11 protein-coding genes are annotated in these 20,452 nt (G+C 42.9%); 2 read left to right on the top strand and 9 right to left on the bottom strand.

The features are described from left to right. Window positions 1-5 precede the first annotated feature (5 nt). The 4 genes from J7I42_RS11060 to J7I42_RS11045 form a co-directional block, all read right to left on the bottom strand. Window positions 6-3,296: a SusC/RagA family TonB-linked outer membrane protein gene (locus tag J7I42_RS11060; RefSeq protein WP_209138840.1), complete on the bottom strand. Its 3,291-nt coding sequence runs from the start codon at window positions 3,294-3,296 to the stop codon at window positions 6-8. Window positions 3,297-3,419: 123 nt separating this feature from the next. Further along, on the bottom strand, window positions 3,420-5,396 hold the full coding sequence (locus J7I42_RS11055; protein WP_209138839.1) for a glycoside hydrolase family 43 protein: 1,977 nt from the start codon (window positions 5,394-5,396) through the stop codon (window positions 3,420-3,422). A 10-nt stretch (window positions 5,397-5,406) separates the two neighbouring features. Continuing rightward, complete coding sequence (locus tag J7I42_RS11050; RefSeq protein WP_209138838.1) at window positions 5,407-6,510, bottom strand: glycoside hydrolase family 88/105 protein; 1,104 nt, start codon at window positions 6,508-6,510, stop codon at window positions 5,407-5,409. Window positions 6,511-6,610: 100 nt separating this feature from the next. Next, the gene (locus J7I42_RS11045; RefSeq protein WP_209138837.1) at window positions 6,611-8,131 is read right to left on the bottom strand and encodes a glycoside hydrolase family 43 protein; all 1,521 of its coding nucleotides are present in this window, start codon (window positions 8,129-8,131) and stop codon (window positions 6,611-6,613) included. A gap of 138 nt (window positions 8,132-8,269) precedes the next feature. Between J7I42_RS11045 and J7I42_RS11040 the strand changes: the two genes are divergently transcribed. Both J7I42_RS11040 and J7I42_RS11035 read left to right on the top strand, forming a co-directional pair. Next, window positions 8,270-11,443 (top strand): ligand-binding sensor domain-containing protein, encoded by a 3,174-nt coding sequence (locus J7I42_RS11040; RefSeq protein ID WP_209138836.1) that lies wholly within the window; start codon window positions 8,270-8,272, stop codon window positions 11,441-11,443. A 1-nt stretch (window position 11,444) separates the two neighbouring features. Further along, window positions 11,445-12,209 (top strand): response regulator transcription factor, encoded by a 765-nt coding sequence (locus J7I42_RS11035; RefSeq protein ID WP_209138835.1) that lies wholly within the window; start codon window positions 11,445-11,447, stop codon window positions 12,207-12,209. On the opposite strand, the gene J7I42_RS11030 is transcribed toward J7I42_RS11035, so the two are convergent. From J7I42_RS11030 to J7I42_RS11010, 5 genes are all read right to left on the bottom strand, one after another. Next, window positions 12,187-12,795 carry a hypothetical protein gene (locus tag J7I42_RS11030; protein WP_209138834.1) on the bottom strand — a complete coding sequence of 203 codons (609 nt, stop codon included), beginning with the start codon at window positions 12,793-12,795 and terminating at the stop codon, window positions 12,187-12,189. The two genes, J7I42_RS11035 and J7I42_RS11030, sit on opposite strands and share 23 nt — an antisense overlap. Window positions 12,796-12,896: 101 nt before the next feature. Then, window positions 12,897-13,712 (bottom strand): hypothetical protein, encoded by an 816-nt coding sequence (locus J7I42_RS11025; protein ID WP_209138833.1) that lies wholly within the window; start codon window positions 13,710-13,712, stop codon window positions 12,897-12,899. Window positions 13,713-13,921: 209 nt separating this feature from the next. Further along, on the bottom strand, window positions 13,922-14,917 hold the full coding sequence (locus J7I42_RS11020) for a DUF6263 family protein (protein ID WP_209138832.1): 996 nt from the start codon (window positions 14,915-14,917) through the stop codon (window positions 13,922-13,924). 8 nt (window positions 14,918-14,925) lie between these two features. Continuing rightward, a complete protein-coding gene (locus J7I42_RS11015) occupies window positions 14,926-15,405 on the bottom strand; it encodes a hypothetical protein (protein ID WP_209138831.1) in 480 nt (159 codons plus the stop codon). Next, window positions 15,402-20,390: a DUF6443 domain-containing protein gene (locus tag J7I42_RS11010; protein ID WP_209138830.1), complete on the bottom strand. Its 4,989-nt coding sequence runs from the start codon at window positions 20,388-20,390 to the stop codon at window positions 15,402-15,404. The genes J7I42_RS11015 and J7I42_RS11010 overlap by 4 nt, the downstream gene beginning before the upstream one ends. Between the last annotated feature and the right edge of the window lie 62 nt (window positions 20,391-20,452).

Here is a 20,452-nt window from a genome sequence, read left to right as displayed (position 1 = left end):
ATAGATTAGAAAATTAAGTTTAGACCCAGGTTGTATACCCGCGTTGCCCATTCATTTGTTTCAGGGTCACCGTATGGCCAGTCTTTCGCCCATGAACGTACGTTACGTACGGTGCCGAACACTTTCACCCGGTTTAAGGTAACCCTTGAAGTCCATTCTTTAGGCAGGGTGTAGCCTACTGAAAAGTTGTCGAGGCGCATAAAAGAACGGTTGTACAACATCTGGGCACCTGCTGCGCCGGTTGGGCCCTTGGCCTCTATGCGTCCAAACTTGCCGGAGGGATGCTCGGGCGTCCAGTATTCTTTTGCGGAAACGTTCTGTAATGCGTACTGCATGCGTCCACCCAAATCGTCTGTATTTAAATACCCGTCGAATAAACTTTTATGCCCCAGGTAAGCGTACATGTTGAAAGAAACACTCAGGTCTTTCCATAATAAGAATTCATTGCGGATTGCCCAATGCCATGGCGGTGAGGTTGTCCCTAAGAACTCCTTGTCTTTGTCGTTATAAACATGGGTAATAGTGCCACTGGCATTTTTCGTGTCATCGCCGGTATAATTGTTCGCCACTTTTGGATCGCCGGGCAACTGGCCGTACTCCGCCGCTTCAGCCACTTCGTTGGCCTGCCAGATACCGGTAACCCGGTAATCCCAGATAGTACCGATGGGTTTTCCAATAAACCATTTGTTAGTAAAATCGTCCGCTTCTTTAGAACCTATTACATTCCCGTTTGCATCCAACACATCGGTCTGGTGAGAATTCAAATGCATGATCCTGTTTCTATTATACGATAAACTGAAGGTGGTATTCCATTGGAAATTAGGTTTGCGCATATTAACGGTATTCAAAGCCAGCTCAACCCCGTCGTTGTTAACCTGCCCCAGGTTGGTGGTAATGGTCCCAAAGCCGGTAAAACTGGGGATCTTTTCCTCCATGATCATATCGTGCGTCTGCATCGTATAATATTCCACTGACCCGGTTATGCGATCGTTGAGGAAACCAAAATCAAACCCTACGTTCCAGGCCGTAGTTTTTTCCCATTGCAAATGGGGGTTGGCTAACCTGTCGGCATATAAATACCGGTATAAAAGCAACTGACCGGCGGCATTCAAATATCCCTGCATTTTACCTGCTCCTTCAGAAAGGTTTGACAACGCCACATAAGGATCGTCCAGCGACCGGTTACCATTTTTCCCATAGGAAAAGCGCAGTTTACCATTACTCATGATATTATTCCACCGGAAGAACTTTTCGTTGGTGAACGTCCATGCCAGTGCCAGTGAAGGAAACACCGCATATGGATTGGAGGAACCGAATGCTGAATACCCGTCCCTGCGGATAGAGGTGGTGATCATATAGCGGTTGTCGTAAGAATAAAACAACCGTCCCAATAAGGCATCTGCAGACTGGTGCGCATCGCTGCTGGAGTAATTACTGTTCTCCTTACTGCCATTTTTTGTATTATGGAAACCCAATGCATCGGAAGGAAGAATATTTCGGGCTTCTATGCGATCTTTCCAGAACCTTCGGTCCTCCGCTTCCTGTACCAGGGTCACCATTACGTGGTGCTTATGAGCAAACCACTGGTCCCAGCTAATGGTGTTATTAAGCGACCAGTCGAAGCGTTTGTTCTGCTCCCGGTTGGCGCCGCGTGTTTTGGGATCGGAGCCGGGCAGTTCTGCCGACATAAAATAACGGTCGTAGAAGAACTGTAAGCGGGGCGAAGCATTGAAAGAATAAGTGATATTGAAAGGCAGCTTTACTTTGGCATTCAAAATAGTATTCAGCACCGTATACCCTTTTTCAAGTTCGAGGTATTTGTTCTGAAAATCATAATTGTATCCGCGCTGGCTGTATTCTGAGCTCAGCGGATATTGTGTAGGGTTACCAGCCCCATCATCGTAATCTGCAAACGGGCTGTTCCGCAACATCTGGTTGGTATCGATATCTATATTACCATCAGAGCGGTCCTGAAAATTCACATTAGCACCTACTTCAAACCATTTGTTCACCTTTGCATCTACTTTCAGATTGGAGCGTATTGAGCGGTAATTATCGCTTACCACGCCGCCCTGGTTCTTCAAATAACCCACGGAGAAATAGTAGTTGACCTTATCGCTGGCGCCACTTAAGCTAAGATTATAATCAGAATTGATCCCGGTCCTTAAAGTATGATCGGCCCAGTCTGTTGTTTTTCCATCCAGTAAATTCTGCAGGGCATTGCCGGTAAACCCTAATCGCCGGCCCCAAATGCTTTTGTCTGACTCGTTGGCCGTATTGCTGGTATAATTCCGCCATTGATCAAGGGAAACATTATCTGGCAGCTGATCGGGTTGCATAAAATATCCGGGCTTGCTGGCATAGGTGCCCATTTGGTAGGCTTCATAGGCGCCGGTTTGTGGATTTACCCCATAGGAGTTCTTTGTCAACCAGTCCTGCCGGTGTTGCAAATAGGCTTCAGGCGTAAATCTTTTCCGGTAATTACTTATTTGTGTAGCGCCCATGTTCATGGTGGCCGTGATTACAGGTTTGCCTGGTTTACCTTTTTTGGTAGCTATAAGAATTACGCCATTGGCAGCTTTTGCCCCATATACCGCTGCAGCCGAGGCATCTTTCAGCACATCGATCTGTTCAATATCATCGGGATTGATCTCGGACAATTCACCATAAAAGATCATCCCGTCCAGCACGATCAGCGGGTTGTTGTGCCCGCCATCATCATACACGGAACGACGGCCACGGATCTCCAGGTTACCGCCCCCCTTGGCAGAAGGATCATACCCTACCCGCAAACCTGGCGTACCGCGCAGGATGTCCTGAACTGTTTTTGGATTTTCGTTGGCGATATTATCGGGGCGCACCTGAATAATGGAGCCGGTGAGGTCCTTCTTCTTCATGGTACCATACCCTACCACCACCACATCGTCATAAACGGACGCCGCAGGCGTCAGGGTAATGGTTATGGGGGAATTTCCATCTACGGTAACTTCTTTGCCAACATAACTTATGTGAGAGATCTTTAAGGTGGTGCCCGTGCCCATCGGGATACTGAATGCACCTTTTGAATTGGTCTTTACACTCGTCGCTGTTCCCTTAACTGCAATCGTAACATCGGGTAATCCATTCCCAAGCGAGTCGGTAACCTTTCCGGTTACGGTTTTGTCCTGCGTGTAGGCACAAAAAGAAAGCAGCAGAAAAAAGGGCAGAAGACAGAGGGCAGAAGGCAGAAAGAATACACCTCTGCGCGGCAATAAAAAGGCATAACTCCGCCTGATTATTTTTAAATGTTTTTCCATAATGGTCAATCGTTTTGGTTTGATGCAATCGTTTGAACGTTTACAGCTTCCTGACTGTAAAAAAAAAGAACATCCATCGGATGTTCTGTTCAAACTCTTGTCGAATCATTCCAAAATGCCCCATCATTCGTTTAAAAGCCTGAAAGTATTGGGGAGCGCCATCAATTCGGCTGCTTTATTCTTACCTTTTTTAAATTGAAATGCTATTATCGCTGTTCTTCTTGGTGCCACCTGTGTATCAGAAAAATGCACATGAAACACATACAGCATCTTTCCGTTTGTATCCAGCAGGATATCACCATGTCCTGTTCCGTTTATGCCTATATTTTTTCTTGAAATAATGGGATTGCTGTTGCTTTTAGTCCAGGGACCTATTGGACTGGCAGCCGTTGCATACCCTATAGCATAGTCAGGATTACGAAAATCATTGGCGGAATAAGTCATATAATACAACCCATCCTGTTTTATCACGGTTGGACCTTCGGTCACTTTCCACGGCACTTTTTTTGTATCCTCCCAGGCCTGGGAAGCACTGATACATTCCTTCACCGTAGCCGTATCAATAGCAGAAAGGTCTTTTCCCAATTCGGCTACAAAAATGCGATTGCCATTCTGCAGACGCACATGATATAAATAAATCTTCCCTGATGGATCAAAATATACATAAGGATCGATCATTCTTACCGGCGCCTCCAATGGCTTTTGCTCCTTTTGTGTGAATGGTCCCAACGGACTATTTGCGCTGGCTATTGCAATATGTTCATTGGCTGTGTAAGCCATGTAAAATTTCCCCTGGTATTTAAAGATCTGAGGCGCCCAAAAGCCCTTGGTCCCATAGCTTTCGCCTTTGCGCAATACATACCCTTCCTCCTTCCAGGCTATTTTATCAACTGAACTATACGCTTTGAAACCACTGTCACTATTCTTTCCAACTGTTCCGTATAAGTAATATTTACCTTCATTATAAAACAAAGTAGGATCTGCCAATAATGGATTGGTGGTAGTTGCCAATTGTTGTTGGCCGGTGGTTGGTCCTTCTACCGTTAATATACCGTCCTTTGCTATTTTCATTTTATCAATAAACACCACCCGCTCATCACCCGTTTTACTGGTACGGCCATGGTATACACATAACATAGTTTTCCCGTCTGGCGCATAGGTAACGCTATTGTGGCCCGTGCCGGTAACAATTCCACCAGTTGCGGTATTTTTTTGAAGCACCGGGTTATTAGCCGCCTTTGTAAAAGGCCCTAGTGGATTTTTAGCCGTAGCATATCCGACCGCATAGTTCTTTCCACCAAAATAATTGGCCGAGTACATCATGTAATACGTATCGCCTTTTTTGAAAATACAGGAGCCTTCTGTCCAGCGGCGGTTCACTTCTTTTGAAATAACGGATTGGCTTTCCCATGTAGCCTGCGGATCTTTCATTTTTACCGGCGGACGCAATAACAGAACCGGTTCACCGATAACCCCGCTAAAATCTGGTTTCATTTCCACCCCATATACCCAGCTTTCTTCCACTTCATTAAACCAGCCTTTTTCACGGGCCCATGAGGCCACCTCGCTTTCTACAGGATGCTTATAACAACATCTGGAGTAATACAAATAAGTTCTGCCATCTTCGGCAAAAAGTACATTGGCATCTATGATCGGATATCCCGGATCAAATACCGGTTTATCCTGTAGATCAACAAATGGCCCGGTTGGTTGATCGGCCACTGCTACACCTATTTTAAAATTTTCCAAGTCCTTCCCGGGGTTCACTTTCCATTGCGCACTATAGAACAAATAATACTTTCCGTTTCGTTCATATACTTCGGGTGCCCAGTATGAATTTTCGCCCCAGCCATTCTTATTATTTCCATAATACACCTGGCCTTCGCGTTTCCAGTTTATCAGATCACCAGATGAATAAGCTACAAAACCATTTTCAGCGCCAGCCCCGGTCCCATACATATAATACTTTCCACCGGTAGTTCGTAAAATATAAGGATCACCAAACTGCACATTCAAAGGATTACTGTAGGTACCGGCATCCTGTGCATTCACATTACCAAGAAGGAAACAGAAAAGGGATAATAATACAATCTTGTGCATTGTTAGATCTTTATTTTTCAAGAAGCGCAGCAACACACCAAAGGTAAGGCGCCTGCCCGTGATAATCACCCTTATTGCGTGGCCGGTCATAATAATACTGTTTATCGTTCTTTTTATTGGTACCCACGCACACCTCGGAAACAGCGCCCTTTTCGTCAATATAAGGCACCATCGCCATCCAGGCTTTCCGGGCTACAGGTCCGTATTCTTTAGCATCCAACCAGTTTTGTTTTACCCCTGTGATCATGGCATAGGTAAACATGGCTGATCCGGAAGTTTCTGCCCAGCTGTCTTTTTCATCAATCAACTGATTCCACATACCACCTGGCGTTTGAAAATCCTTTAAGCTTTTCATCATGGTTTGATATCCTTGCATTATTCGGGAACGGTATTGATTGTTTTCAGGTAAATAGCGCAATAATTCCGTCATGCCTGCAGCCATCCACCCATTACCACGGCCCCAATAAAACGGCACATCGGGCGCATGATAGAACAGACCGTTCGGGCGTTGCAGCTGCTCTAAATAGAGTACCATTTCCCTGGCTGCACGATCAATATATTTTACATCCCGGGTTACCTTATAGGCCTGTGTTTGTACGATGGTGATCATATACATATCATCGATCCACAGGCGCGTTTCCCAGGAATACCCTTTTTCAGCCCAGGCCTTTTGTTCTGGTTTGCTGTTTTCAGGGACCTCCCATTGCGTATCGGCATAGGGCAACCCCAGTTCCAGATATTTTTTATCTTTTGTTATTTGATAAAGATTAAGCGGAAGACTGCCAAACATGTTCAGGTCCACATGGTTTTTAATAGGCAACAAGGCCGTATCTGTCGTTAACAGTGGCTGGAATTTTTGTTCCAAAGAATCAAGCAGCTTTTTATCATTGGTCAATGAAGCATACTTCAATGAACCATTCCAATAGAATGTTTCGGGATAGCTGATCCATTTACCTGCATGTAATGCATGTTTGGCATTTATAAAACGGTATGCGATCAATTTACCTACTTCTTGCGGCGTATAGCCTTTGGGAAATTTAGTGAGGCTGCTTTTTTGAGCTATCAACAACTGAAAAGGAAGCAACAACAAAACTGTTAGTACCTTTTTATACATACGCTTTAATTTTTAATCTGAAAGCTGAGACTTCTGCCAAACCTGGTTGGTTGCGGGAATCACAACCTGTAATGGTTAACTGTTTCATATATTGGTTTGATTAGTTGCTTCCCCGAACAATATTTTCCCCGGATGAATTCCCGTCATTGACCAGTATAAAATTTTTGAAAAACGCCGCCTTTTCAACCGGGCCTTTTGAAACCAACCCTACACGCACGGCCCTGTCCCACGGTGGCAGATACGAGATATCGGCAGCGTTATTATTCAGCACATTAAATGGTGCACCATCTGCACTGTATGTAAATGTGACCTCCGTATTGTTTTTCACCTGCGCTCTCAGGCTTACACTCGAAGGTTTTCTGATCCTTTCTTCAGCAATAACCTGTAGCTCCCCCTTTTTTACCTGTACCAGCCGAATGGCGTTGCTGTCAACTACGGCATATAAAATATTTCGGTCATCTCCTATTAAAGCAAGACCGGCCTGTGCCGTAGCGTTTTTTTGTACAGTAACTTCTGCATAGTAATTACCAGTTAAAACAGATTGTCCTATATAGGCGCCGGAAGCAGAAGGCAGCGCCTGTAGTTTTAATGTATTGTTTGCGATATTGTATTGCACAGGCTGAAAAACGCTCCAATGCCAGTTACCGGAAAGTGTTTTAGCGGAGAAACGATCAACAATTCTTTCGGGGGTTGTTACTTTGCCGTAATTATTACCATTCAAAAACCGCACCCATCCATCAGAGGTAAATTCAAACTCATTTAACAGCCCTTGTCTTCCGCCGTATGCCCCCGTATTTGCGCTATAAGCATGGTAAAGAAAATAGTATCTGCCATCCTTTTTTACAGGTGTTCCATGACCGGGGCATTTCCACTCGGTGTTGCCCGACAATACCGGGTTCCCCGGATATTTTTCCCAGGGACCAAGCAGGCTTTTAGCTCTTGCAATGCCGGTGCCATAAGTGCAGGATTTGCCGCAGCAGGCAGCCGCGGCATAAAAGGTATAATAGTAATCATTCTGTTTTATTATCGAAACCCCTTCTACCAGGCCTTTTTCCCAGGCCACATCTGCACGAAACAATTCCTGCTTCTCACCCACCAACGCCGTTCTATCCTCCTTCATTTCTGCAGCCCAGATAGGCGTAGGTTTGCCAATACTGTTGCCATCTTCTTTCCAGATCAGGTACAGCTTCCCATGTTCATCCCGCATGGAAAAAGCATCTATAGAGCCATCTTCCTGGCACATAAGAGGTCCCAGGTCTTTATAGGGGCCTTCAGGTTTATCTGCAACGGCTGCTGCCACACAAAGGTTCCCACCCTTTTTATGCGCTGTATAATACAGGTATACTTTACCATTATCGTACGTGATCTCGGGCGCCCACAGATAATAATCGGCCCAGGCGGGTAATTCTGTAAACACATGACCGGCGGCTGACCAGTTGACAAGATCAGTGGAGTGATATAAAGGAAAAGCGGGAAACCAGTTGGAGGTAGTGCCTACCCCCCAGTATTCATTACCAATTTTAACTACTGAGGGGTCGGGATGATCGCCAGGCAATACCAACTGCTGAGAATTACTTCTGAAAATAAAGAAGAATAATATCAATGACAAAAACAATCGCATAACGTTACTTTATATATAGCACAGCATTCACGTCAAAATAAATAAACCCCGTTCAAATGCTTTGTTCAATATTTTGCCGAATCGTGTCAATTCTGGAGTATTATAACCATCAATTATATATATTTGAATCAGGGAATTATGCGCTTGCTGTACCACATTATTACGTCGATACTTTTGTCGCTGCCTGCCACGTCCGCATCCTTTGGTCAATATTATTTTAAACATTACCAGGTGGATGATGGACTTAGGCATAATGCTGTAACGGCTATCATACAAGACGGCAAGGGACTGATCTGGATAGGGACACGCGATGGCATCAATCGCTTTGACGGTTATACTTTCAAAACCTGCGAAAATCAAAAAGACAAATTTGGCAGAATAGGAAATAACGTCATTAATTCCATTGCAGAAGATAAAAATGGGATGATCTGGGTGGGAACGGGCAAAGGTCTTTTTAAATATGACCCCTATAAAGAACTCTGTTTTGAAATTGAAACAGCCCCCAAAGAATACACCAGCAATCTAATTATAGACAAGAATAACGATCTGTGGTGTCTTGTAAATTTCTCCTTATGCAAGTACACGGCCGCTGACAACAGGTTTGAAAACCTAAAGACAACAGCTTCCTGTATTTCCCTGGACGCTGACATGAATTTGTGGATGGGCGACAATGATGGTAACATCAGCATATACGATCCGCAAAAGACAAATGGTCCCAAGGTCCGGATCGTTGATAAAAGCCTCCCTGATAACGCCCGGTCTGTAAGCAAAATATACCCCATCAACAAGAACGAATTACTCATAGGTTGTTTTAAACATGGATTAAAAAGCTACAATTCCCAAACCGGCAAAGTAAGCTCCTTATCCCTGCGCACCGATAAAAGCGACATTTACGTTCGCGACATTGCCATTGACAATGATGGGCAATACTGGATCGCTACAGAATCAGGGATCTATATCTTTGACCCCGTTCACAACATAAGCAAGAATCTGATAAAACAACCCGGATCACCTTATGCGATCACTGATAACGCCGTTTACACACTTTGCCAGGACAACCACGGTGGCATGTGGGCTGGCACCTATTTTGGCGGAATAAACTATTGCTCTAAAGACAACTCCCGGTTTGAAAAGTTCTATCCCATACCCGGTATCAACTCTATCTCAGGTGAGGCGGTGCGGGAAATAGCAGCCGACAACCACAATAACTTATGGATTGGTACCGAAGATGCCGGCATCAATAAGCTGAATTTAAAAACCGGTGAGATCACTAATTATACTTCGTCCGGAAAAAAAGGCGCTATTTCCTACCCCAATATCCATGGCTTGCTGGCCTGGGATAATCAACTATTTATTGGCCCATTCTTTCACGGCATGGAGGTAATGGATATTCGCACCGGCGCCATTACAGACCGGTTTAAATTTGTAGGCAGCAAGAACGACCTGCTAAGTGATTTTGTAATTTCCATTTACCGAACAAAAGATGATCATTTGTTAGTTGGTACCGCGTACCATGGCTCCGGCTTATTTGAGTACGACACCCAACATAAAACATTTACGCGAATTTCCCAGATCCCTTATAACTCTTATGTATTTGACATTTTTGAGGATTCAAAAGGGAATATCTGGACAGGCAGTGTAAACCAGGGCGCTTTCTACTATAATCCTAAAACAGGCCGGCATGGGAACTTCCGGTTTGGAGATACGGTAAACAGACAGTACATCAATGAATTTGCCGTATATAACATTTTTGAAGACAGTGAACACGCACTTTGGTTTGCAACCACCGGTGGCGGGTTAATAAAATTAAGTGCCGATTGGAAAAGCACTAAAAGTTACACTACAGAAAACGGGCTTCCCACCAACGTATTATATGGCATCCTGGAAGACAGGTCCGGGCACCTGTGGATCAGTTCCCTCAAAGGCCTGATACGTTTTAATATCGCCACTGAAGCGATAAAAGTATATACACAGGCAAACGGACTGATCACGGATCAATTCAATTATAATTCGGCTTATAAAGCCATTGATGGGAAAATGTATTTTGGTTCGGTAAAAGGGATGATTGCTTTCGACCCGGCTTCATTCGACAAGAAAGAACCAAGCCCGCCTACGTATATTACCGGTTTCCAACTCAATAATCAGGAAGTTATACCCAATGCGGATAACAGCCCACTTAATAAGTCAATCCTGTACACCGATACGATCGTCCTTGAATACAATCAGAATAATTTCAGTATTGAATTTGCCGCGCTTAATTTTTCCGCTCCGGAAGTTACAAGATATAAATATGTAATGAAAGGGCTCGACAAGTCATGGACCTATCTCAGCACCAACCGTAAAGCTTACTTTACTGATCTTTCACACGGGAGTTATGAATTTATTGTTCAGGCCGAAAGTAACATTGGAAGCTGGGTGGGAAAGGAACGCAATCTGTTCATTAAGATCATGCCCCCCTTCTGGAAAAGTAACACTGCTAATATTTTATATACACTGCTCCTGGTAACAGCTATTTATATTGCCACCCGGTTATATCGTCAATACCTCGACAAAAAAAATCTGCGTAAACTGCAATTATTTGAACACGAAAAAGAAAAGGAAATATACCAGGCAAAAATTGAGTTCTTTACCAATATCACCCATGAAATACAAACTCCGCTTACGCTTATTGCGGGACCAATAGAATGGCTGAAGAAAAAACTTGGTAAGGACCCCGAGATCAATAGAAGTCTGACGATAGCCGAAAAAAATGCCAGGCGCCTGGTGGAACTAACCAGCCAGCTGCTTGATTTCAGAAAAACCGAAGCAAGCCAGTTCAGCTTGAACTTTGTAAAAACAGATATTGTTGCCGTCTTAACTGATATGGTGAACGGTTTCAAAGAACAGGCAGCGGCCAATAATATTAAACTTACTATGGAATTACCTGCCAATCACTTTATGGCTTTTGTTGACAGGGAAGCATTCATTAAAATAAGTACGAACCTGGTATCAAATGCTGTTAAATATGCGGCAACCAGTACCTCCGTTCGGGTGAACAATTCAGACGAATATTTTACTATCAATTTTATCAATGATGGGAAAGCCATTCCGGAGGAATTCAGACATCAGATCTTTGAACCATTTGTAAGAGTACGCGGAAATAACAAACCAGGCACCGGTATTGGCCTATCCATTGCCAGATCGCTTACAGAACTACACAATGGATCGCTACAATTAATCTCAGGCGAACACGATCTGATTAATTTTGAATTGCGGATGCCTGTACATCAAAAATTTGAATTTCAATTAAGCAGCTGGAAAAAGATTGATTAATATGACAGACAGTATCCTTATTATTGATGATAACGAAGACATGCTGGAGTTCTTATCTGTAGTTTTAGGCGAAACGTATAAACTGCATCTTGCACTAAACGGAGAAATTGCCCAAACCATTCTAGATAATGAAGTGATCAACCTGATCATATCTGACATTATGATGCCGGGTATAGACGGGTTTGAACTGTGCCGCCTGATCAAATCAAATGTGGAATACTGTCATATTCCAATAATATTGCTTACTTCCAAGAATACCTATGCAGCACATATAGAAGGACTGGAAGTAGGTGCAGATGCCTATATACAAAAGCCTTTCTCCTCAGAACTATTGCAGATGCAGATCTCTAATCTGCTTAAGAACCGCCGAAAAATAAAAGATCATTTTGCCAGTTCACCATTTGATGATGTGGGCGTAATGGCACATTCAAAAACGGATGAAGCCTTTCTGAAAAAATTAGACGACTATATAAAGCTTAATATTAAAGATCCTAATATTGATATAGACACGCTTGCGGAACATATGTATATGAGCCGCACCACCTTTTACCGCAAAATAAAATCGCTTTCTTCCCTATCACCCAAAGAACTGATCGATATAACCCGATTGAAAAAAGCCGCCAGTTTAGTAGCTGAAAATGAGTTTTCCTTATACGAGATCTCAAAAATGGTGGGCTATAGCTCGCAGAGTCTTTTCAGCCGCAACTTTCAAAAGTATTTTAAAATGTCGCCGGGAGAGTATTTCAATTCGCTGCCGAGGAAATAACCTTTTCTAATTTCCACATGGTTCCATTCACCAAACTAAAGCCAATGATGCCTTTAGTCATACTCCAGTAAATTATGGACATATAAGTGGGAGCGGAAGTTCCTAACTCCTGATTCCTGATTCTAACGACATCAGCTATCACATTGGATCCTATTTGTACTACCTCTTTGTTACGTTTGTAAATGGAATCAAGATCTTCATTACTCCAAAAATGATAGTATTTACTCCAATCGTCGTAACTAAAACTTACATCTGTTTTTCCAGTCTGCGCAACCGATACGCTGATTAAATATTTTTTGCTCTTTAATGAATCACCCGCATTATGTAAAGGCCAAAGGCAATTCAGACGATAAGTTTCATAATTTGTATAGTGGGAGACCGATCCTACAGCAGTATAAAAGTCTTCATATCCTGATAACTTAATAGTATCCTTTTCACCCTGGTCGCTTTTAAAGATCAACCATTCATGCCCTTTGTAAGGAATAAATTTTTTGCTGTTAATGCTCAATCGCCTGCCACTGTCACTGTCACAGGCGGATAGTATCAAAAGTGTCAATACGAATATAATCGCACAAACCCGTTTCATAGAATACATTGTTTTTTAATACCCAAGGAGCTTATTAGCCGCCTGCAGGCAGTCAGAATGCAGTTACATAAGTAAAACCCAATCCCCAATGACACCAGCGACTAAAAGGCTGGCTTAGTTTTAAATTTTGCTACACACATTGTAAGCAAAAAAAACAATGAACCTACAATATATAGACCCAGGAGAGAACTAATCAGGTAGCTTATTATCTGGCCAAATGAAAAAAATGGAAAAACAAATTTAGGGATTTTCCAAAGGGTCATATACGTCACAAAAATGCCTACGGCATAGCCTATTAGTTTTATCAGCCCATTGGTTTTTCTTCCATCCTCGGGAAACAAGCTCGGGATCTTTGACAGCGGGGTAATAACCAGATACATGACGATTAATAATATCGAAGCGAAAGCTATAATATTACTATCCATTAGCAGGCTATTTGTTCTATTCACAAATTCATTATGTAAACTCGAATCAAACATTGTTTTGAGGGCGAATTCAACGTAATTAAACATTTCATCGATAGCCCTCAGTATATTACCAGGTCCTTTCAAGGCAAATAGACTTACGAATAAGAAAACTAACCAAACCAGAGAATCTGAAAGTCGAAATAACACCTGTTTTGTTCTGGACTTACTCGAAAAAGTATATGGCAATTCTTCAATAGCCATTTTTTCCAGATCCTCCTTTGATTCTCCCAATGGTTTAATAATAGTTCCCACTGGCAACCAACCTAATATATATACGATGCCATTAACTTCTTTTTTGACTAAAGAAAACCCTGGATTTAAGAAAATTGAAACCTCTACAATCTTTATCTTCCAAATTTTACAAAGCCATATATACATTAAATTACAAAGGGAAACAGCTAAAAAAATAATAGCGCCTAACAGAAACGCATTGTAGCTTAAGAGATTCATAAGATAGGAATGTTCGTTTAAGGGACAAGATAGTGTTTTTCTGAGATGCCTGCAATAGCTGCCCTTCCCATTTGAATGATCAATTCAATCGGTTACTGCCCGGCGAGAGGCCTTCGAAACCGAAAAGCACCGTTTATGGACACTTCCGAAAAAATAAAACCCACTCCGATAATTCGAAGTGGGTTTGTTGTCCGTTGAAGCGGTTTCTATTATTTCTTTCGATCTACTTTTACCTCAGATCTTATAGTAACGGGAATTTCCTGTGCCATCATTTGCAAGGTACCCTGCACATCGGTTTTAGTTTTACTGCTAAGCAATAACCCGGTTTTGATTTCCACCTCGGATTCACCGCTTTGCTCGCCCTGCAGCGAAGAGGTTACCTGCTGCCCCATAATGTTTGCATCCGCTTTATTACTGCTTACAACCCCTTTCGATTTAATAGTAGCTATATCATCATCTATATCTTTTAACTTGTTAGTTAATTGTACATCTAATGGGATCTCTCCTTTTTGCGTTGCACTCGTTTTCCAGCTGTCGCCTACATGAATGGCGGCATCAGGGTACAGGTTAAATAGCTGGTCAATGTTCTTCTTTAATATGCCTTCTCCGATAACTTTTTCTAATTGTGCCTGCGCCATTTTGCGCGATTGAACATCTGTATTTAAACCCGCCAGCATTTTATCACTCAATCCCTGGTAACCGGTAATGCTTGTTACTTTACCTGCGGGAGTAACGGTGGCAACAATATTGGCCGTTTTCAGCGCAGCCAGCATTTTTTCCATCGGATCAGCCGTTCCTTCCGCATTAGGCACCGTATACTCCGTTTCCTTATCTCCTGTTTTGGTACGAATGTGAATTTTATCATACTTGACCTGAAACAAATAATTGCCGGCGCTGTCTTTATCTATTACATAGGTAACTCCTATCTCTGACTGGTTAAGGACATTTATCTTTTTCCCTGCCACTTCCAGGCCGGTATTCGTTTCGTATTCAACCGTATAATGATAGGTTGAACCTTTTGCAAGGTTCAACCGAAGGTGATAAGCCGGGTTATCACCTTCAGCGGTCTCCGATTGTACTACTTCTTTACTTGTGCTGTCTGTTTTATCTGCTACAGGCTGCTGATGTTTTTTTGAACCTGTATTGCAGGAAAGGGCCAGGACCAGCATTCCAGAAAAAAGGATATGGGGTGTGAATGGTTTCATTTTATTCATTACAAATTTTGGTCTTTCTGTTTACTACGGATATCAATTTCCTTACCGATGCGCTCGACCATTTCAATAAATCTGCCCGTATCTTTTCTGGATTTAAGAAAAGCAATAACGTCAGTCATTGTTTTCTTTGCATCCTCAAATGTTTTATTATTAAAATATACAATTTTGCCTTTCTGCTCTACAGATGTCATAAAAACGCCTAACTCTTCCTCATCTCCCTTCTCTGTATTTTTATCATTAGAGAGCTTGTCAATTAAAGCGTCAAGCAATCCATTATTAATTTTATAAAAGTAAGTAGGGTCCTTATGTTTTAGAATTTCATGATTCTTTACAGCCTTAAAATCTTTATTGGACAAAATAACTGTCGTCATTGCTTTATTCATATCTCCGGCATGATCAAATGCTATAATTTTTGCATCAGATTGAGAATAAGAGCAAGCGCTAAATAAAGAGATCAGGATTGCTAAGATTATTTTCATTTTGCCAGATTAATATATTTTAATTGAAATTTTGTTGGAGGGTCAAAAGTTATTTTATCGATTGTTATTATCTTACCTGTTTTATCAATTCGCCATCCATACTGTATGGTTAAAATGTCCTGATATTTTCCAGAGGAATTTTTACCTACTAATGAAAGTTCCCCTTTCCAATACATTTCCTTTCCGGGTATCCAGGCTCTGGAGGGTCTGTCCCAAAATCTTGCATTGTATCCTGGGTATTTATTTCTTTGTGGCTCATCTTTATTCCAGTAAAATGGTTGATCATCCCCTCCCACATCAGGGTCGTTTATCTCCTGATCCTTTTCATCCTTACTTCCACTATTAAAATTAAACCTTGCTGTTTGAATCCAGTTAAAATTAGTAAGCTTCGATTTAAATTTTTTATAAAATACTGTAATTTCCACTTGTACTTGTAAACCCTCTTTCATCTGCTGGGAATTATTTTTATAAACTATTGACAGTTCTCCCGTTTTTTCACCTTTCGAGTTCACAAGAGGAATTACATCCGCATTATCGACTTTAGGTCCAACAGGATCACCAGTGGCTTTGTTCATTTCCTCTATTTTACCTCCGGTACCCGCTGGCAAAGTAACAGGACTTATATTTATGGCCGCTGCCAAATAATTCGCCGAATGGATACCCAGGTTAAGCGCCAGCTGTAAATTTACGGTCCCCAGCCCTGCTAAAAAGCCTGCTGCGGCACCAATACCAATATCACCCCAACTATCGCGACCGGTAGCATGGGTTGCTATGGCCCCCGCTGTAGCACCTACAATAGTGGTTATGGCAAGGCGGCCGGCCAGGGTTACTCCTTCAAATATACTTCCTCCACTCGGATCTATGTTATTAATGGGGTCGTTGCCCATACCCGTATAGGGAGAAGCAAATTCATCATATGGATCGACCTGCGCCCAGCGACCAATCTGCGGATCGTAGCTGCGCAATGCAAAATCATTCCAGGAAAGATCATCATCCATTTCGCTGAACTCACCCTGGTACTGGTAATTGTTTTTGATAGTACCTTCATTTACATCAGCTGCTTTACGGCTGCTGAGAGCAGCAATCTTCAATCCATAGGCGTAATAATGGTTCTCTTCAATAATATTCCCTCTTGTTATACCCACTTTGAGGTTATCGAAATACACATCCTGATCGCTCAGGTTGCTTACATAAACATATACATATCCATTGCGTGGCGCTTTTATGGTGCCTAAGCCCAAGCTACCTACGGAACCATCTACCTGTTGCTGCGCAACCCCACCATCCATGGCATCGATGAATTTAAACCGTTCATCAAAGAACAAAACCGTTAAATACGCCTTGGGTTTTATAGTGCCATCATCTGTAGGCATGGCGGCATTCAGGAATCCGTCTGTGCCATTCAACTGATTATTGATCTGCGTAACATTTGCTTTCACCGCGTCAGTTGCCCCGCCACCCAGTATGGCCTGTCCAAGACTGGTTAACAGGGTGGTTACAAAATTGGGGTTTCTGCCACCGGTAGCCGCCTCGTAGTAATATTGTACAGAAGTGGTTACCTGGTCACCAGCCATCACTTTTTGAAGCGTATTAGGCCCAACGTTGTGACCAGCTATATTTCCTAACTGGCTAACAGAAGCCTCCACATCCGCATCATTCCAACCATCGGGTTTAGGATGGCGGGTGGCATCCACTTCATTAGCCGCACCTGTTTGTCCAAATACAGCCTTTTCCTCATTTGCCCTCGTTGCTTCCATGGTACAGGTATTATAAGCAATATGTGTTTCATCCGTCAATACCATGCGCATATTGCCCTGGTGGTCCCGTACAAAATAATCGAATACACCCGCTTTTGCATTAGGCAAAGTAAGCGAGCCGGCAATTTGCATGGCGTTGCGGCCATTGTTCAACAAGGTAGGCACAATTACCCGGATGCGTCCTTCTTCAAAATTAATGAACGACAAATCACCGCCGGTAGTAGCAAATGGCGGGGCCTGCGTGGTGGTTACCGTTTCGGTTTGCTGATAAACAAACTCATCGATGTACGTAGTTACAGTGGCGGGGGCTCCAGATTCGGGTATAAATACCCGTTGTAGCTTTTCGCCCCTGGCGTTATAAACGATACGGATAGTACCCTTTCCGGCAATTCGTATTTTCTCTGGCTTATCCAGGAAATTGTAACTGATCCCGTTGGCGCCTACCTGGTTCTCCAGTTCTTTTACATTCTTGTTCAGGTCAATTACCAGGTTGCCATTGTCATCATATACATAGTCGTTTCCGGTTCCGTTGGCACCATCTTTCATATCGCCGAATTTTCCATTCATGCCACTACTGTTAAGCGGCGAATTATCGGTAACTGAGATCAGTTTGTTCGAGTTGGTTTCATAGGCATATGCCAGGTCATCAATAACTACCGGCGTTGCATTGCCCGGTATTACCCCTTTCTGCAACATGCTTAACAGATTGCCATTAAGATCGTAGTTTATTTTGCCGCCATTACCGTTTACTGAGAAGTCCATCTTGCTGTTGCTAAAGCCTTCGCCGGCATGTAGTTGCTCGGTAAAATCGGCCTTGCTCAAACGCCCGGCATTATCATATGTATATTCATATTTGCGCTGTGCGTCGTCGCCCTGGCTATTCCATAATACACCTCCTACCTGGCCGTTCAATTGTGCGTTGGTGAAAGCATGGTCTTTATTATCATAACCCAGGTACAGCCCAAAGAAATGACCGAATCTGTCGTAACCGGTACCAGTAGAAGATTTTAATGCATACTCTTTGTTTATACCGGTCAAAGTTCCCTGCAGGTTATAGCTATAATTCAGCGATTCCAGCTCATTATTACCACCGCCTGTATAACCCGGCGCCAGGTGTTTGGTTTTAAGGCGGCCCAGGTCGTCATAGTCATGGGCTGAAATGGTCTGGAAGGGATTGTCGCCAATTTTCTTTTCTGTGGTAGTAATCCTTCCCAGTTTGTCGAAATTGAATTTGGTAAGGGTTATAAAGTTGGTATAACCAGTTCCAGAAGTAGTATGGTCGGAACAGGTACTTAACAACCGGCCATCGTAATGATATTGAGAGGTAGCCACATCATAACCGGATTTTATATTGTCCTCAATATTTTGAATTGCCCGGCCCTTATCATCATAATAAACCGTTGTCATTATGAAGTTGTTGCTGCCCAGTACCCTTACTTTTGATCCAGTAACCATGTTTATAGTCCTGGACGATTTTGCAACGGGATCTATATTAGGATCACCACTGTAGGCAAGGGAGTTCTTATAATTATTATCGAAAGGTTTGGCCCCCGCATAATTGTAATCATCGTAATAGTTATAACGCAAGGCCATGTATTTCGACGGGTCAGCTATATCGTCTGGTAGTATGGGCCCGTTCCACCAGGTCCTATACACGATCATCGAGGGATCGATCTGTGCAACAAATTCTTCACCAGGGGCAGATTCAAACCCATCCTGGAATTCAATGCTTACTCCCGCCTGGTACAAGGGCGTATTCGGAACCCGGACAGGTACTTTTAAATAATTGGCGCTCGAATTGGGATCTATATCCGTACTTGTGGTAATGTCATTATTGGCATCAACCTGCAACGTACCGATGGGTTTTGATGTGGTATACAAACCTGTCTGGCTAATTCTGTCCAGCTCGTCATAAATAGTGGTAAGCCATTCAGATTTCTTGTATTGATTTCCATCCTGGGTAAATACCAACCGGTCACGTAGATCATAGATCATTTTCAGAGGCTCCAGACCGGGCGATTGCTTCCAGGTACATCTTCCTTTATCATCGTAATCGTAGGAATAACATAATGAATGAAAAATTTTATCCTTATCGGGGTCATTGCCGCCGCCAATGGTCCAGTTCACTGTTTGCAGGTATTTTACCGCTTCCGGAGTAATCTTATAACGCAGCAAACCCAAATGGTCATACACAAAATAAGTGCACAGCCAGCCATCATGCGCCACAGAAGGAACATCGGCAATTTGTACTTTTTTTAAAACCATTTGTCCCGATTTGTCGGTGTATTCAATCACCATCTTGTTGTTCTCATCGTAAGTGGTTACTTTATACAACATATTGGCAGGATAAGGTGTACCTCCGCCAATAGTTACACCCGACCCATACCCCGGGGTAAAATATTTCACATCTTCATCGGCACTGTTGAATTCGTATTTAAAAGATTGTCCCTGATTGCCGGCCCATGAACTACCCGGCTTTTTACCGTTCTTAACCCGGTTCAGCGAGTTAGGTTCAAACTCCAAAGATGCATAAGCTGATGTTTCGCTATACATATTTGCATAATACTGCGCCTGGTCAGTTGCTGGGACCGTTTTAAACTTTCCCGATTCTTTAGCAGTGGAATAAGGCAGGTATTTTTTTGTTTCCCTTCTCAATTCCCCATATTCACTGAATTGTACAACATCGCCCCAAACACCTCCCGCTTGTGCCGGCGTAGCTACTTCCCGGTCTACCTGTTCCACAACACGCCCGAGGCCATCAAAGTAAGTGGTGCTTTGCAGTTTTTGCCCAATAGGCAATTGATCTATCTGTTGCTGGTTATTGATACCCGGCACCAGTACATTGTACTTACGAATGTAATTTTTGTCTTCCCAATTGGCTGGCACAAGGGTGAGCTTAACCACGTTTGAATAAATAAAAGCACCAGCCGTATTGGTTGTTTTTTTCCGGTAATAAGTGGTTTGCGTCAATGCCGGGGGTGAATAACTAACACCCGATCCACTAGCGGGCACTGGTTGAAAATCCTCGTCCTTAGGCGTATAACAATACTCCCACTGGTAACTTAAGTTGGCAGAGGAATTAGCGGCCGGAAAAAGATCCACCAGCTGATCAGGCACCTGACCGTTTTGATAATTATATTTTCCCGAAGTAACGCCGATGGCATGGTTGGGGTTCCACTTTTGCGCATTGGCAACCGAAATGGCCCCCACCATCAACAGGCATATCATACTTGCCCTGAAAAATTTTATATGTAACATCACCATGTTTTATTTATAAGGATAACTCTTAC

It is taken from the genome of Niastella soli (assembly GCF_017742245.1).
Taxonomy (GTDB): domain Bacteria; phylum Bacteroidota; class Bacteroidia; order Chitinophagales; family Chitinophagaceae; genus Niastella; species Niastella soli.
This window is presented reverse-complemented; position numbering and strand designations above follow the sequence as displayed.